At 62.0% G+C, this 12923-nt stretch carries 12 protein-coding genes and 1 tRNA gene; 6 read left to right on the top strand and 7 right to left on the bottom strand.

All coding sequences use genetic code 11. The features are described 5' to 3' along the window. The first annotated feature begins 30 nt into the window (after nucleotides 1-30). Nucleotides 31-1884 carry a glycosyltransferase gene (locus tag AC3WQS_RS14910; protein WP_047888763.1) on the top strand — a complete coding sequence of 618 codons (1854 nt, stop codon included), beginning with the start codon at nucleotides 31-33 and terminating at the stop codon, nucleotides 1882-1884. A 3-nt stretch (nucleotides 1885-1887) separates the two neighbouring features. Here the strand turns inward: AC3WQS_RS14910 and AC3WQS_RS14915 are convergent, their stop codons facing one another. The 6 genes from AC3WQS_RS14915 to AC3WQS_RS14940 all read right to left on the bottom strand — a co-directional run bounded on the left by AC3WQS_RS14915 (nucleotide 1888) and on the right by AC3WQS_RS14940 (nucleotide 7262). Then, nucleotides 1888-2715, bottom strand: coding sequence for a TylF/MycF/NovP-related O-methyltransferase (locus tag AC3WQS_RS14915; RefSeq protein ID WP_197941341.1), 828 nt, complete (start codon nucleotides 2713-2715; stop codon nucleotides 1888-1890). Between the two features lie 46 nt (nucleotides 2716-2761). Continuing rightward, nucleotides 2762-3847: a ribosome small subunit-dependent GTPase A gene (gene rsgA, locus AC3WQS_RS14920; RefSeq protein WP_492713117.1), complete on the bottom strand. Its 1086-nt coding sequence runs from the start codon at nucleotides 3845-3847 to the stop codon at nucleotides 2762-2764. Between the two features lie 198 nt (nucleotides 3848-4045). Continuing rightward, nucleotides 4046-4942 carry a galactofuranosyltransferase GlfT1 gene (gene glfT1 / locus AC3WQS_RS14925; RefSeq protein ID WP_019746444.1) on the bottom strand — a complete coding sequence of 299 codons (897 nt, stop codon included), beginning with the start codon at nucleotides 4940-4942 and terminating at the stop codon, nucleotides 4046-4048. Continuing rightward, nucleotides 4939-5745, bottom strand: a complete 807-nt coding sequence (wzt, locus tag AC3WQS_RS14930; RefSeq protein ID WP_020905803.1) for a galactan export ABC transporter ATP-binding subunit Wzt/RfbE — start codon at nucleotides 5743-5745, stop codon at nucleotides 4939-4941. The genes glfT1 and wzt overlap by 4 nt, the downstream gene beginning before the upstream one ends. A 10-nt stretch (nucleotides 5746-5755) precedes the next feature. After that, complete coding sequence (gene wzm / locus AC3WQS_RS14935) at nucleotides 5756-6628, bottom strand: galactan export ABC transporter permease subunit Wzm/RfbD (RefSeq protein WP_020905804.1); 873 nt, start codon at nucleotides 6626-6628, stop codon at nucleotides 5756-5758. Between the two features lie 64 nt (nucleotides 6629-6692). Then, nucleotides 6693-7262 (bottom strand): bacterial proteasome activator family protein, encoded by a 570-nt coding sequence (locus AC3WQS_RS14940; protein ID WP_003943894.1) that lies wholly within the window; start codon nucleotides 7260-7262, stop codon nucleotides 6693-6695. Nucleotides 7263-7394: 132 nt separating this feature from the next. Between AC3WQS_RS14940 and AC3WQS_RS14945 the strand changes: the two genes are divergently transcribed. Continuing rightward, nucleotides 7395-8597 (top strand): cysteine desulfurase-like protein, encoded by a 1203-nt coding sequence (locus AC3WQS_RS14945; RefSeq protein ID WP_007731767.1) that lies wholly within the window; start codon nucleotides 7395-7397, stop codon nucleotides 8595-8597. Nucleotides 8598-8612: 15 nt separating this feature from the next. Here AC3WQS_RS14945 and AC3WQS_RS14950 read toward each other — a convergent pair whose 3' ends face one another. Further along, nucleotides 8613-9602, bottom strand: a complete 990-nt coding sequence (locus AC3WQS_RS14950) for an NAD(P)H-quinone oxidoreductase (RefSeq protein ID WP_134998578.1) — start codon at nucleotides 9600-9602, stop codon at nucleotides 8613-8615. Here AC3WQS_RS14950 and AC3WQS_RS14955 point away from each other — a divergent pair. The 4 genes from AC3WQS_RS14955 to AC3WQS_RS14970 all read left to right on the top strand — a co-directional run bounded on the left by AC3WQS_RS14955 (nucleotide 9601) and on the right by AC3WQS_RS14970 (nucleotide 12914). Beyond that, the gene (locus AC3WQS_RS14955) at nucleotides 9601-10839 is read left to right on the top strand and encodes a lactate 2-monooxygenase (RefSeq protein WP_492713116.1); all 1239 of its coding nucleotides are present in this window, start codon (nucleotides 9601-9603) and stop codon (nucleotides 10837-10839) included. The two genes, AC3WQS_RS14950 and AC3WQS_RS14955, sit on opposite strands and share 2 nt — an antisense overlap. 128 nt (nucleotides 10840-10967) lie before the next feature. Continuing rightward, nucleotides 10968-11393 (top strand): MarR family winged helix-turn-helix transcriptional regulator, encoded by a 426-nt coding sequence (locus tag AC3WQS_RS14960; protein ID WP_020968140.1) that lies wholly within the window; start codon nucleotides 10968-10970, stop codon nucleotides 11391-11393. A 50-nt stretch (nucleotides 11394-11443) separates the two neighbouring features. Then, nucleotides 11444-11533, top strand: a tRNA-Ser gene (locus AC3WQS_RS14965). Nucleotides 11534-12230: 697 nt separating this feature from the next. Continuing rightward, nucleotides 12231-12914 (top strand): MspA family porin, encoded by a 684-nt coding sequence (locus AC3WQS_RS14970; RefSeq protein WP_047888765.1) that lies wholly within the window; start codon nucleotides 12231-12233, stop codon nucleotides 12912-12914. Nucleotides 12915-12923: the final 9 nt, after the last annotated feature.

A 12923-nucleotide genomic window follows, 5' to 3' on the forward strand; every position in this document is an offset into this window, starting at 1 on the left:
CAGCTTTTTCAAGATTCACGTAGGAGTCATATGCCCGAGCAGGTAAAGGTGGGGGTGCCGGAGAACGGGCAGGTCATGGCTCGCCGTTTGGTGGTCCAGCGCGGCGTGTTCGTCGGAATGTCGCCGATAGTCAACGACGACCTGTACGTCGAGTTCCGGAAGGGCTCCGGTGAGCGGACCCGGCACCGAGTCGCTCTGGACAAGGGCGCACGTATCAGCACCAACACCTATTTCGGGCGTTTCGCTGCCAGCTACTGGCAGCGGTGGACGACTGTCACTGAGGTCGAGGCTTCGCTGCGGATCGAGAGCGAGGGTCGGTTCCGCGTCCGGATGGTTGCTTCGGATATCGCCGGGCATCGCCGTATTCTCGAGACCCGCGACGGATCGGGGTCCTCGGAGGTCACGTTGACCACATCGTTGGACAAGTTCGTCGACGGCGGCGCCCTCTGGCTCGAGGTGGATTCTGTCGACGCTCCGATGACGATCGACCACTTGGAATGGACCGTGGCCGCTCCGGAGACGGTTCGCCCGGTCTCGGTGGCGATCTGCACCTTCAATCGGGCCGACGATTGTGCCGAGACTGTTGCTGCACTGGCTTCCGATGCCACTGTGCGTGACCTCGTCAGCTCCGTGTACGTCGTCGATCAGGGTAACGACCTGGTGAAAGATCGGGCGCGCTTCGTCGAGGCGGCAGACAAGCTCGGTGAGAAGCTGAAATATCTGCAGCAGCCGAATCTCGGCGGAGCGGGCGGTTTTTCACGTGGGCTTTTCGAGGCTACATCCGAGGGGGCAGATCTCGCCGACGTCATCCTGATGGACGACGATATTCTCTGTGAACCAGAAACAGTGTTGCGCCTCAACGCTTTTGCGAATATGACGGTGGAACCGACATTGGTGGGTGCGCAGATGATGTATCTGCTCAATCCCGATTTCCTCAATGTCGGTGCCGAAGACGTAGATCTGAAGACTCTCCATCACGGGCAACGAGTGCCCAAGGCTCTCATCAACACGAGCATGCTCAAGAAGCGTCAAGAGCGTCGAGTCGATGCGGGATACAACGCCTGGTGGACGTGCCTGATCCCCGCCGAAGTTGTCGAAGCCATCGGGTTACCCGTTCCGATCTTCTTTCAGTGGGATGACGTCGAGTACGGAATCAGGGCCCGGAAAGCAGGGTTTGTCACCGTCACGTTGCCCAACGCCGCTGTGTGGCATGCCGATTTCTATTGGAAGGACTTCGACGACTGGGCCCGCTACTTCAGTACGCGTAACTCCCTCGTCGTCGGGTCTTTGCACAGCGATCTCGACACCAAGGGACTTTCACGTCAGTTCTTCCGCCAGATTTCCGAATTCCTCGTCGGAATGCAATACGGCCTTGCCTTCACGACGTTGAAGGGCATCGAGGATTATCTCGACGGTCCGGAAGCGTTGCGGGACGGCGGCATCGAGGCCATGGCAAGCATCCGTGCCGGCCGAGCGCAGTATGCCGAGACGATCAAACACGATGCGGCTACCGCCCCGATCGCCTCGAACGAACTCCACACCGAGCGTGCCGGTGGTGAACCGAGCCTGATGCGAGTGATTCTGGCCAAACGTGGGTTGAATCAGTGGCTGGGGCGCACCCGTGGCGGTTTGGTCAATATTCCGCGCGAGGATGCGCACTGGTGGCACATCTCGCAGTTCGACCATGTAGTCGTCACCGATGCTTCGCAGTCGGGGGTACGTATCCGGCAGCGAGACAAGGCTACGGCGCGTGCTCTCTTGATCCGAACGGTGAAGCTACTGCGTCGATTCCAGAAGGAAGCACCTGCCGTGTCGGCGAAGTACCGTGCTGCGATGCCGGAACTCACGAGTCGAGAGAACTGGGCACGTCTGTACGAGAAGTGATTCTCAGCTGGTGATCTCGACGATGACCTGCTCGTTGTCGACGGTGTACCCGAGGTATTCGAACGAGATGCCGGTGCGTGTGACGAACTCCGTCCACGCCCGGTATTCGTGCTGCTGCCATCCGGGATAGTTGAAGAACTCGTCGAAGACGACGATCGACCCGGGGACCAGTCGGTCGCCGAGGAGATCGAGCACGGTCTTGGTGGACGAGTAAAGGTCGGCGTCGAGGTGCAGGAACGCAACGGGGCCGGATTCGTCGTTCAGGAACGAGGGCAAGGTGTCCTCGAAGAGGCCCGGAACAAGTTGCGCTCCAGGCACTTCGGGGATGGATTCCTGAGCGAACTCGCCGACCGGGAACCCGGTGCGCCAGGTCTCCGGAAGGCCGGAGAACACGTCGAAACCTGCGACGGTCCCCTCGCGTTCGGTGAAAGCCTCCGCGACGATCCTGAGTGTGGTTCCGCTGGCAACACCGAATTCGAGTGCCATGCCGGGGATTTCGATCAAGCCCAGTGCATGGCGCAGCGTGTCGTGCGGGTGGCCGAATGTCTCCGCGACTCGAAGGTGTTCGAGGATGAACTCGGCAGTCGACGCTGTCGCTTCTAGATCCACGGCGTAGGCCAGATCCCGACGCTGGCGAAATTCCAGCTCGTCGATCCTGGACCGGAGGCCCGCGATGTCACCGCGGGCCTCGGCCAGTTCGTCACGTGAGAGTGCCAGCGCGTCGAGGATCTGCTGCGTGCGATCGGCGTTGCGACGGTCGGCGGTCTCGACCACCTCGGATACCGCACGCTGAAGCTTGGTCCTGGCGCTGGAACGGAACCGCTCGAACATGGCAACCTCTCGTCGGGATCACCTCCATGCTGCCAGGCTTTGTTCGCTACCGGTTCCGACCGCGGTAGTGACTCTTGAGATGTCGGGAGATCACCTTGATCTCCCGCGTCCTCTCTGCCTGCAGACGAGCATTGCTTCGGGCGGCGTTCCACGCGTTCTCTCGCTGTAGTTTCCGGTAGCTCGCAAGTCTCCGCTCGTCCAGATCGCCGCGCCCGAGTGCGGTCAGGACTGCGCATCCCGGCTCGGAGTTGTGTGCGCAATCCGAGAACCGGCACTCTGCAATCAGTTCCTCGATCTCGGGGAACGTCTTGTCGATTCCCTCCGCCGCATTCCACATGCCAACCCCTCGCAGGCCGGGTGTGTCGATCAACGTCCGGGCGCCGGAGAAGGGGATCAGTTCTCTCGTGACTGTGGTGTGGCGTCCCTTTCCATCGCCGATTCGAACGCGGCCGGTCTCGAGTCGATCGGCGCCTGTGGTGTCCGCGAGGAGTGCGTTCGCGAGCGTCGACTTACCGGCGCCGGATGGACCGAGTATCGCCACGGTGCCGTCCAGAACTGCATCGAGTACATCCATTCCTTCGTTGGTCTCGGCACTGACGGCCAGCACTGTTGCGCCGGGCGCAATGGCAGAGACCTCAGCTAGAGTGTCGGAGATATATTGAGCTGCATCCGATTTGGTGAGTGCGACGACAGGTGTTGCGCCACTTTCCCAGGCGAGTGCGAGTAGTCGCTCGATGCGCCCGAGATCGACGTCGCCGTCCGACGCCGTGGCGATGACGACGGTGTCGACGTTCGCAGCCAGAATCTGGCCTTCCGATTTTCCGGACGCCGAGGATCGAACGATGCTGCTCGATCGGGGGAGTATTGAAGTGACCGTGTGTATCTCGGGTTCGCGTGAGTTCAGTACCTCGGCGACGGCCACCCAGTCACCCGTGCACAGTTGGCTGGTAGCGAGCGGATCACTGCCGGTGAGTGCGCGAACTGTGCCTTCGGCGACGGCCACGTCGCACCGGCCGCGGTCGACGCGAAGAACGCGCCCGGGTGCGGAGTCCGGTGGGGCCAGGGTAGTGAATGTGTTCGAGAGTGTTGCGTTCCAACCGTATTCGGTCAGGAGCGTGTTGTTTTCCGGCATGGTGATTGTGTCCTCGAGTACGAAGAAGTGTGAACGTTGACGGCGCTGAAACTGCGGAACACGACAGTCATCAATACTCACTCCTCGTAATTCTCAGGACGCACCATGCGTCGGATCAGAATCGTCTCAGCCGCAGACGCGACTGTGCAACTGATTTAAAAGATGTTTGGGCAACTGCTTCAACTCAGGACGACTGACTTAACTCGGGCGTTCGAACTTTTCTTCCCGGCCGAGTTTGCGCAGTCGCATCCACTCGCGTAGTCCTGCCGGATCGCGGCGGGTGATCAGGAAGTACCAGCCGAACCGAACCCATTCCTGCGGAAGCAGTTTCCGCATTCCCGGTTGGGCGAGGATGTATCCACGGTTGCGGTAAGTGAAGTAGCGCTTCGTGTCGTTGTCGGGGTACTGCGTGTGCATACGTCCGCCGAGAATCGGCTTGAACTCGTCCGCGCCGTTGGGGTGGACGTAAGCAGTTTGCAGGCAGGTACCGAACTTCAGGCCGGAGCGCACGAGGCGACGATGTACCTCGACCTCGTCGCCGCGGACGAACAGGCGTAGATCCGGAACTCCGACAGCATCGATCGCATCGGCGGTGAACAGTGCACCGTTGAAGAGGGACGCGATGCCTGGCAGGAGATCCTCGTCGCCGAGTTCGGAACGCAACCGGCGCCACGACGTGCCGCGGCGCAAGGGGAACGCGAGGCGGTCTGGGTTGTCGATGTCGCAGACGACGGGGGAGACCTCGGCCAGGTCGTTCCGAATTGCACAGTCGAGCAGGGTTTCCAGGACCTCGGGGCCCTCCGGACGCCCGTCGTCGTCGGCGAGCCAGACGCGGTCGGCGCCGAGCGAAAGTGCGTAGAGAATGCCCAGAGCAAATCCTCCGGCACCGCCGAGGTTGTGCTGAGAACCGATGTAACTCGTCGGCAGTGGAGCGTTGTCGACGAGCTCTTTCACATCGGCTTCGTCGGCGTTGTCGACGACAACCAGGTGATCGAGCGGCCGCGACTGGGTGCTGAGGACCTTCAAGGATTCGGCCAGCAGTTCACGACGCTTGTGCGTGACGACAACCCCGATGATTTTCTCGGGTGCGCTCACAGGGTGTTCTCCCGTTCCATCTCCTTGATGACGTGGCGCACGTGTTCGGCGGCGTCGTCGCCTTCGTAGGCGCGCACGACATCCTCGATGTCACCCTGCATGCGGATCTGGCCGTGGTCGATCCACATCGCGCTGTTGCACAGCTGAGCGAGGAATTCGTTGGAGTGGCTGGCGAATACCAGGATGCCGGAGCGTTCCACCAGCTTTTGCAGCCGAACTCTGGCCTTCTTCATGAATTCGGCGTCGACGGCACCGATGCCTTCGTCGAGTAGCAGGATCTCGGGATCGATACTGGTGACCACGCCCATAGCGATGCGCACGCGCATGCCGGTGGAGTACGTGCGCAATGGCATGTCGAGATAGTCGCCGAGTTCGGTGAAGTCGGCGATTTCATCCATCTTCGCGAGCATCTGCTTGCGGGTCTGACCGAGGAACAGGCCGCGGATGATGATGTTCTCGTAGCCGGAGATCTCGGGATCCATGCCGACTCCGAGGTCGAAAACAGGTGCGACGCGTCCGCGAATGGTGGCGGATCCCCGGGTGGGTTCGTAGATCCCGGAGAGCAAGCGCAGCAGGGTGGACTTTCCGGCGCCGTTGTGGCCGACCAGCCCTACACGGTCGCCCTCTTTGAGCGTCATCGTGATGTCTTTCAGGGCTTCCACGACCACAACGTCGGAACTGTTGCGGCCGATGGCGCCACCCGCTTTACCGAGGAATGCCTTCTTCATCGACCGGGACTTCGCGTCGAAGATCGGGAAGTCGACGCAGGCGTTGTGCGTTGAGATGTTCACATGTTCGGTCATTGCGATGTCCCTAAACCCAGTAGGGCACGCGGGCCCGGTATTTGCGAAGCGCCAGCAATGCGACGGCCCAGCCGACCACCGTGATCGTGATGACGATGTACCAGTGGTAAAGCTCTTGCGGCTGCCCGATCATCGGCGCGCGGACGATGTCCAGGTAGTGGAACAGCGGATTGAGTTCGGCGATCTTTGCACGATCTCGGACCGCGCCGCCCTGAGCCTCGAGGCTTTGTGTTGTCCACATGATCGGTGTCAGCACGAAAAGCAGCAGCGTCAGCGAAGACAGAATCGGTGCGATGTCACGGTATCGAGTGGCGAAGATTCCGAACACGATCGAGACCCACAGTGCGTTGAGCACGATCAGTCCCAACGCCGGGATCGCAGCCAACGACGCCCAACTCAGGTTCCGCCAGACCCCGAACGCGATCACCATGATCACGTAGATCAGCAGGTTGTGTGCGAAGAACAACATCTGCCGCCACACCAGTCGATAGATGTGCACGCTCAAGGCTGATGGCAGCTGTTTGATCAGGCCTTCGTTGGCGACAAAGACTTCGGAGCCTTCGATGATCGAGGCATTGATGAGGTTCCAGACGATCAGGCCCACCGTCACATACGGCAGGAACTCCTGGAGCGGCATGTCCAACAGGGCCGCGTACAGAATGCCGATGGCGGTGGCCTGGACGCCGGTGGCGATCGTGATCCAGAACGGACCGATCACCGACCGGCGGTAGCGCTGTTTGATGTCCTGCCAGCCGAGGCTGAGCCACAACTCACGCTGATTCAGACCGTCGCGAAGGTCTTTGAACGCACGACGGAACGTCTGGGAGTCGGACACGGGCGCAGGTGCGTCCGGCGTCTCGGATTCGATTGCGGATGCTGACACGGAGGTCGAGCCTACCGGCCTGGCGTCGGCGCCGGATTTCCCTCGGACCTAGTGGTGGTCCGGGTTACAGATACTGGCCGGTTCCTGGGCTCTGTTGGTCCGGATGTGCAGGCGAATGCGGAGCCCCGATGCTCATGCCGGGAGGCAGTGCGCCCTGACGCATTTGTTCGAGCTGAGCGCGCGCTGCCATCTGCTGGGCGAACAGTGCGGTCTGAATTCCGTGGAACAGTCCTTCGAGCCAGCCGACGAGTTGGGCCTGCGCGATTCGCAGTTCGGCGTCGGAGGGAATGGAGTCGTCGGTGAACGGGAGGCTCAGTCGCTCGAGTTCTTCACGGAGTTCGGGTGCCAGGCCCTGTTCCAGTTCTCGGATGGACGAGGTGTGGATGTCCTTGAGGCGCTTGCGGCTGGCGTCGTCGAGCGGCGCGGCGCGCACTTCCTCCAAGAGTTGTTTGATCATCGTGCCGATTCGCATGACCTTCGCCGGCTGCTCGACCATCTCGGCGACGGACTCGGCTTCGGATTCCGCGCCTTCGGTGGTGCCGGAGGTGGAGGCCTCTGCCTCGGCCGCCGGCATCGCGACGGGTCGACCGTCGGGTCCGATAACGAGTACCTGCTCTTTGTCGGGGTTCGTCATGCTTCCATCTTGTCGTGTGTGGGCGACAAACGCCGCGTAACCCCCAAAAAGTTAGCTATCGAATAACTGTACTGACGGGTAATTGGGTGACTGCCTTCGACTAAGCGGGCGTCTGCACCTAGAGTGTCGAGCATGGCTTACGACGTTGCCCGCGTACGGGGGTTGATTCCCTCACTCGGTGACGGCTGGATCCACCTCGATCCGCAGGCCGGAATGCAGATCCCGGACGCCGTCTCGCGGACGGTCTCCACCGCGTTCCGTGCCTCTGCGTCTTCTTCCTCCGGTCGCCACGTCTCGAACCGTCGTAGTGCTGCCATTCTCGAGAGTGCGCGCACCGCGGTCGCCGATCTGGTCGGCGGAGATCCTGCGGGAGTCGTTCTCGGATCAGACCGAGCGGTACTGTTGGCTTGGCTCGCCGAGTCGCTGAGTTCGCGGTTGGGACTCGGAACCGGTCTCGTGCTCTCGCGCCTCGACGAAGAGGCGAACGTCGCGCCCTGGCTTCGTGTGGCCAGTCGCTACGGCGCTCAGGTGCGATGGGCCGAGGTCGAAATCGAAACGTGTGAGCTCCCGAGTTGGCAGTTCAACGATCTCATCACCTCGACGACTCGCTTGGTGGCCTTGACGGCCGCATCACCGGTCGTCGGTTCGGCTCCGAACGTCCGTGCCGCAGCTGATCGTCTGCACGAATTCGGCGGACTGATGGTGGTCGACGCCGTCGGTGCAGCGCCATATGCGCATGTGGACATGGCTGATCTCGGGGCGGACATCGTTGCCGTCAGCGCGCCGTCGTGGGGCGGTCCACAGGTGGGCGCACTCGTCTTCCGCGATCCCGGACTGCTCGACCGGATTCCGGCCGTGTCGCTCAACCCGTACGCGCGTGGCGCCGAGCGACTCGAGGTGGGCGGTCATCAGTTCGCGCTGCTGTCCGGTCTCACGTCGTCGATCGATTTCCTGGCGGGCTTGGACGAATCGGCAACGGGAACCAGGCGTGAGCGCCTCGAAACCTCGATCAGCTCGCTGCAGGACTATCAGGACGGTCTGTTCGATCACCTCATGCGTTCTCTCGCAGCCCTGCCCAACGTGATGGTGATCGGCGGCGCACCCACGCGGGTGCCGACGCTCAGCTTCACGCTCGAGGGGATGGCGGCAGACAAGGTCGCCGCGCACCTGGCCGACAAGCGCATCGCAACGGTCAGCGGTACGCATGGTGGTTCCAGGCTGCTCGACGCCCTCGGTGTCAACGACGAAGGCGGCGCGGTCACTGTCGGCCTTGCGCCGTACACGACTCGGTACGAGATCAATCAGCTGGTCGCCGAACTCGGCGCCCTGGGCTGATCGATCCCGCTCGGCTCACTTCACGGTGAGGATGACCTTGCCTACGGTTTCCGGCGAATCCAGCAACTGATGGGCTAATGGCGCCTCGGTGATCGAAAGTTCGGTCGACACGATCGGTTGAACCGATCCGTCGGCGATCAACGGCCACAACTTCGCACGGACGTCGGCGACGATGTCCGCTTTACCGCCGGGGCCGGTGAGCGGACGCCCGCGCAGGCCCGTCGACGTGATGTTTCCGCGCTTTCCCATCAGCTTGGCGATGTCGACCTCGCCCTTGCGGCCACCCTGCATTCCGATGATCACGACGTGGCCATCCATCGCGAGTGCGTCGACGTTGCGCCCGAGGTACGACGCTCCCATGTTGTCCAGAACCACATCGGCGCCGTGGTTGTCGGTGGCTTCGGCGAGTGATGCTACGAAGTCGCTGTCGCGATAGTTGATGAGAATATCCGCGCCCAATTCGCGGCAGCGGTTCAATTTGTCCTCCGAACCCGCGGTAACTGCGACGCGGGCACCGAGGGCTTTGCCGACCTGGATGGCGTGGGTGCCGATTCCGCCGCCACCGCCATGGACGAGTAGTACCTGTCCGCGTCGTAGTCCGCCGCGCATCACGACGTTGGACCACACTGTGCACGCAACTTCCGGCAGTGACGCTGCGACACGGAGATCGACGCCAGCGGGAACGGGGAGAAGTTGTGTTGCCGGGACCGCAACCTTCTCGGCATAGCCACCGCCGGCCAGCAGTGCGCAGACTTCGTCGCCGACGGACCAACCGGTGACGTCTTCGCCGAGTTCGGTGATCACACCCGAGCATTCGAGGCCGAGAATGTCACTCGCGCCGGGCGGCGGCGGGTAGAAGCCTTGACGTTGGAGCAGGTCGGCGCGGTTGACTGCGGTCGCGGCGACCTCGACGAGTACGTGCCCGCGAGGTAGTTCAGGATCGGGCTGCTGCGCCCATTTCATGACCTCGGGACCGCCGGGCTGATCGATCGTTATGGCGTACATGGATACGACGCTAGCGAATCTCCCCGCTGACGGGTGTTTTGCCGCTACCGTCGCGGACGTGACTTACTTCGGGAACATGCAGAACGAGATCTATCTGACTGGACTGAGCGGCGCGAAGCCGGCTTTGCCGATGACTGCGGCAGGCTTGGAAGATGCCGCGCGCGAGCAACTCTCACCGGAGGCCTTCGGGTACATCGCCGGTAGCGCGTCGACCGAACGAACCGCGGTGTCGAATCTGCGGGCGTTCGACAAGCATGCGATCGTGCCGCGGATGTTGCGGGGGACTGCGGCGCCCGACGCGCGTGATCTGAGCGTCGAGGTGTTGGGGACGCGGTTGGCTGCACCGATCCTGACGGCTCCGGTGGGCGTGCTCGGCTTGGTCCACGACGACGCCGAGGTTGCGGTCGGTTCGGTCACTGCCGAGTTGGGGATCGGATCGATTCTCTCGACGGCGGCATCCTCGACCATCGAAGACGTAGCGGCGGCCTCCGGCGAGAACTGGTGGTACCAGCTGTACTGGCCGGCCGACGACGAGCTTGCCGAGTCGTTTGTCCGTCGGGCGGAGACGGCGGGCGCGAAGGCTATCGTCCTGACTGCCGATACTCCCGGTATGGGTTGGCGTCCAAGGGATCTCGAACTCGGTCACCTTCCGTTCCTGCAGGCGAAGGGTATTGCCAACTACCTGTCGGATCCGGTGTTCCGCGCCAAACTGGCGGCGCCGCCCGAGGAGAGCGCAGAAGCCCTGCAGATCGCGGTTCTCACGTGGGTGTCGTTGTTCGGCAATCACGCGGTGCGGATCGCGGATATCGCGAAACTTCGCCAGTGGACGACACTTCCGATCGCGGTGAAGGGAATTGTCCATCCCGACGACGCACGTGAGGCCGTCGCGGCCGGCGCCAACGGCATTGTCGTGAGCAACCATGGTGGGCGTCAGGTCGACGGGTCGATTTCGGCACTCGATGCTCTCGGTCCTGTCGCTGATGCGGTGGGGCATGAGGTGGACATTCTGATGGACTCCGGAATTCGTTGTGGCGCAGACGTAATCAAGGCTCTGGCCTTGGGTGCCGACGCAGTGCTGTACGGGCGGCCGTGGGTGTACGGGTTGGGATTGGCCGGAGCGGACGGAGTGCGTCATGCATTGCGCAGTCTCCTGGCCGACCTGGATCTCACCATGGGGCTGGCGGGGCTGGCATCGGTCGCCGAAATCGACCGTTCGATCCTGATGTCCAATTCGTGACTTTAGGGTGAGTCTTACTGTGACGGGCGGACACAGGTCTAAACTTGGAACCTGTGACAGCTGAAGCGACAACCGAGGAGACCTCGCAGGCGGCGCACGGTGAGACACCGTGGCTGACGCCATGCGAGATGCGTGCATGGCGCGGCTACATGGACGGTAATCAGCGCCTCATGGAGGTTCTCAACCGCGAACTGCAGGATTCACACGACCTGTCGTTGGCCGATTACCGCATTCTGGTCATGCTCTCGGAGTCAGCTGACGGGTCGTTGCGGATGAGTGACCTGGCAGACGGCGTGCTGTCTTCGCGCAGCCGCCTCACACACCAGATCAGGCGGATGGAATCCCAGGGCATCGTCGTGCGAGACACCTGCGTCGAAGACGGTCGCGGGGTGCTCGCGCGGATCACGGAAGAGGGTAGGCGTCGTCTCGCCGAGGCAGCGCCTACTCACGTGGCCGGAGTGCGGAACAATCTGGTCGATCTGCTGACTCCCCAGGAACTGGACGTGCTGGCAGACGTCTTCGAGAAGGTCGACAAAGCCATTGGCGAGCGCTGAGGCCGGAGCCGTTTTCGCGGTCCGTGGGAACACCCGATAGGATCGCCCACGGAAGCGTGGCAGAGCGGCCGAATGCACTCGCCTTGAAAGCGAGCGTGGCGTTAAACCCACCGGGGGTTCAAATCCCTCCGCTTCCGCCAAATGTTCGTTGTTCAAACCCAGCCCGCGCGAAAGCGTGGGCTGGGTTTTTTCGTGCCCTACGAAGCGCAGGAGCGTCGAGGAGTCGGATGTGTAGCAATCTTTGCCGCCCTGGGGTCGCCGGGTGAAGCAATGGCTTCGCCACTTCGGTGCTACGTCCGATGTTGCGGCAATCTGCCGGTTCTCGTTGTGCTGTGGTGAACGATCAGCCATTGCGGCGCTCGGCGACGAGAGTTCCAGGTGATCGCATCGTGCGGCTGGTGGTCAATTCGATTCCCTCCTTGGCTAGATGGGCTCGTGGTTTACGCGGCCTCCTTGCGCTTGGTGTCCGAATGAGCTGCGCGCCACCAATTAACTGTTGACCGTTCAATAAGTTTGCGTGGCCATATCGCCAGAGACCGCGTTGCATGCAATCTGCTGAAATGCTCCGGATCGTGCCTTGTTTGCACGTTTGCTCGACTGTCACCACTGGGCGGATGGTCCAAGTTTGGTGTCGTTCGCCACATTGGGACCTAAGTCCCATTCCCTGCTCTGAGCCCTGTCGATATGTATCTGTTACCGGAAGTTCACCGCAAGTCTCCGATAGTTGGTCGCGGGAGCCTGTTGATAAAACGGAACGCTTGGTACTGTCCGGTAACTTGCATTTAGTTAGTGTTCAGCTACCGAATTGGTTGCTGGTCCGCGACGTAGGAGTTACTCATGGCAACCGAATTGAAAGCACGAACATCTCGCCGTCGATCGAGGGCCGCGGTAGGGCTCGCGGCGTGTGCGGTTGCCGCGCTGTCGTCTGGTGTGGTCTTCGCAGGGAGCGCATCGGCAACGCCGACGGCGTTGGCGGACAAATTCGCGAGCACGGTCACCGATGACGGCTGGTCGTTGGATCTCGCCGCCACGAAACTGTCGTCGAACCCGGTGCCGAATCTGGCGACGACGGCGTTCACCCGTGAGGGGTTCGTGTCGGCGAAGGTGACCGGCACGATCGGTGGTGCGGGCGATTCGGCGGTGAAGACCGGTTATGTCGAGCAGGGATTGCAGATCGGCTGCCAGATCGATGTTTCCTCCGGACTTGGCATGGGGCTTGGTTTTTCGCTCGGCCCGTCTGTCGGTGTGAGTATTTCGGGTGTCCCGTCGGCGAACGTGGGTGTGAATGCGTCGGTGAATCCGAGTATTCAGTCGACGATTGCGCCGGGCACGATCACGACGATTCCGTTGGGGAAGAAGGATCTCGAGTCGTCGAAGGCGTCGATCACGGCAGAGAACGTGCACGTGAAGGTTGATGCGTGCATGGGGCCGGTGACGATCCGCTCGTATGCACAACTCTCGGTGTCGACGGCGACGTCGGACAACACGTTGTTCGTGTACTCCGATCCGACCTGGCTCTAGACGCCTGAC

This window comes from Rhodococcus sp. FW305-130, from assembly GCF_058788335.1.

Bases quoted from the DNA above. Each gene is read 5' to 3' on its own strand.
- AC3WQS_RS14940 (WP_003943894.1), bottom strand. From the start codon at position 7,262: ATGACGAACCCCGACAAAGAGCAGGTACTCGTTATCGGACCCGACGGT.
- rsgA (WP_492713117.1), bottom strand. From the start codon at position 3,847: ATGCCGGAAAACAACACGCTCCTGACCGAATACGGTTGGAACGCAACA.
- wzt (WP_020905803.1), bottom strand. From the start codon at position 5,745: ATGACCGAACATGTGAACATCTCAACGCACAACGCCTGCGTCGACTTC.
- AC3WQS_RS14910 (WP_047888763.1), top strand. From the start codon at position 31: ATGCCCGAGCAGGTAAAGGTGGGGGTGCCGGAGAACGGGCAGGTCATG.
- AC3WQS_RS14950 (WP_134998578.1), bottom strand. From the start codon at position 9,602: ATGTACGCCATAACGATCGATCAGCCCGGCGGTCCCGAGGTCATGAAA.
- AC3WQS_RS14970 (WP_047888765.1), top strand. From the start codon at position 12,231: ATGGCAACCGAATTGAAAGCACGAACATCTCGCCGTCGATCGAGGGCC.
- AC3WQS_RS14955 (WP_492713116.1), top strand. From the start codon at position 9,601: ATGGATACGACGCTAGCGAATCTCCCCGCTGACGGGTGTTTTGCCGCT.
- AC3WQS_RS14915 (WP_197941341.1), bottom strand. From the start codon at position 2,715: ATGTTCGAGCGGTTCCGTTCCAGCGCCAGGACCAAGCTTCAGCGTGCG.
- AC3WQS_RS14945 (WP_007731767.1), top strand. From the start codon at position 7,395: ATGGCTTACGACGTTGCCCGCGTACGGGGGTTGATTCCCTCACTCGGT.
- AC3WQS_RS14960 (WP_020968140.1), top strand. From the start codon at position 10,968: ATGCGTGCATGGCGCGGCTACATGGACGGTAATCAGCGCCTCATGGAG.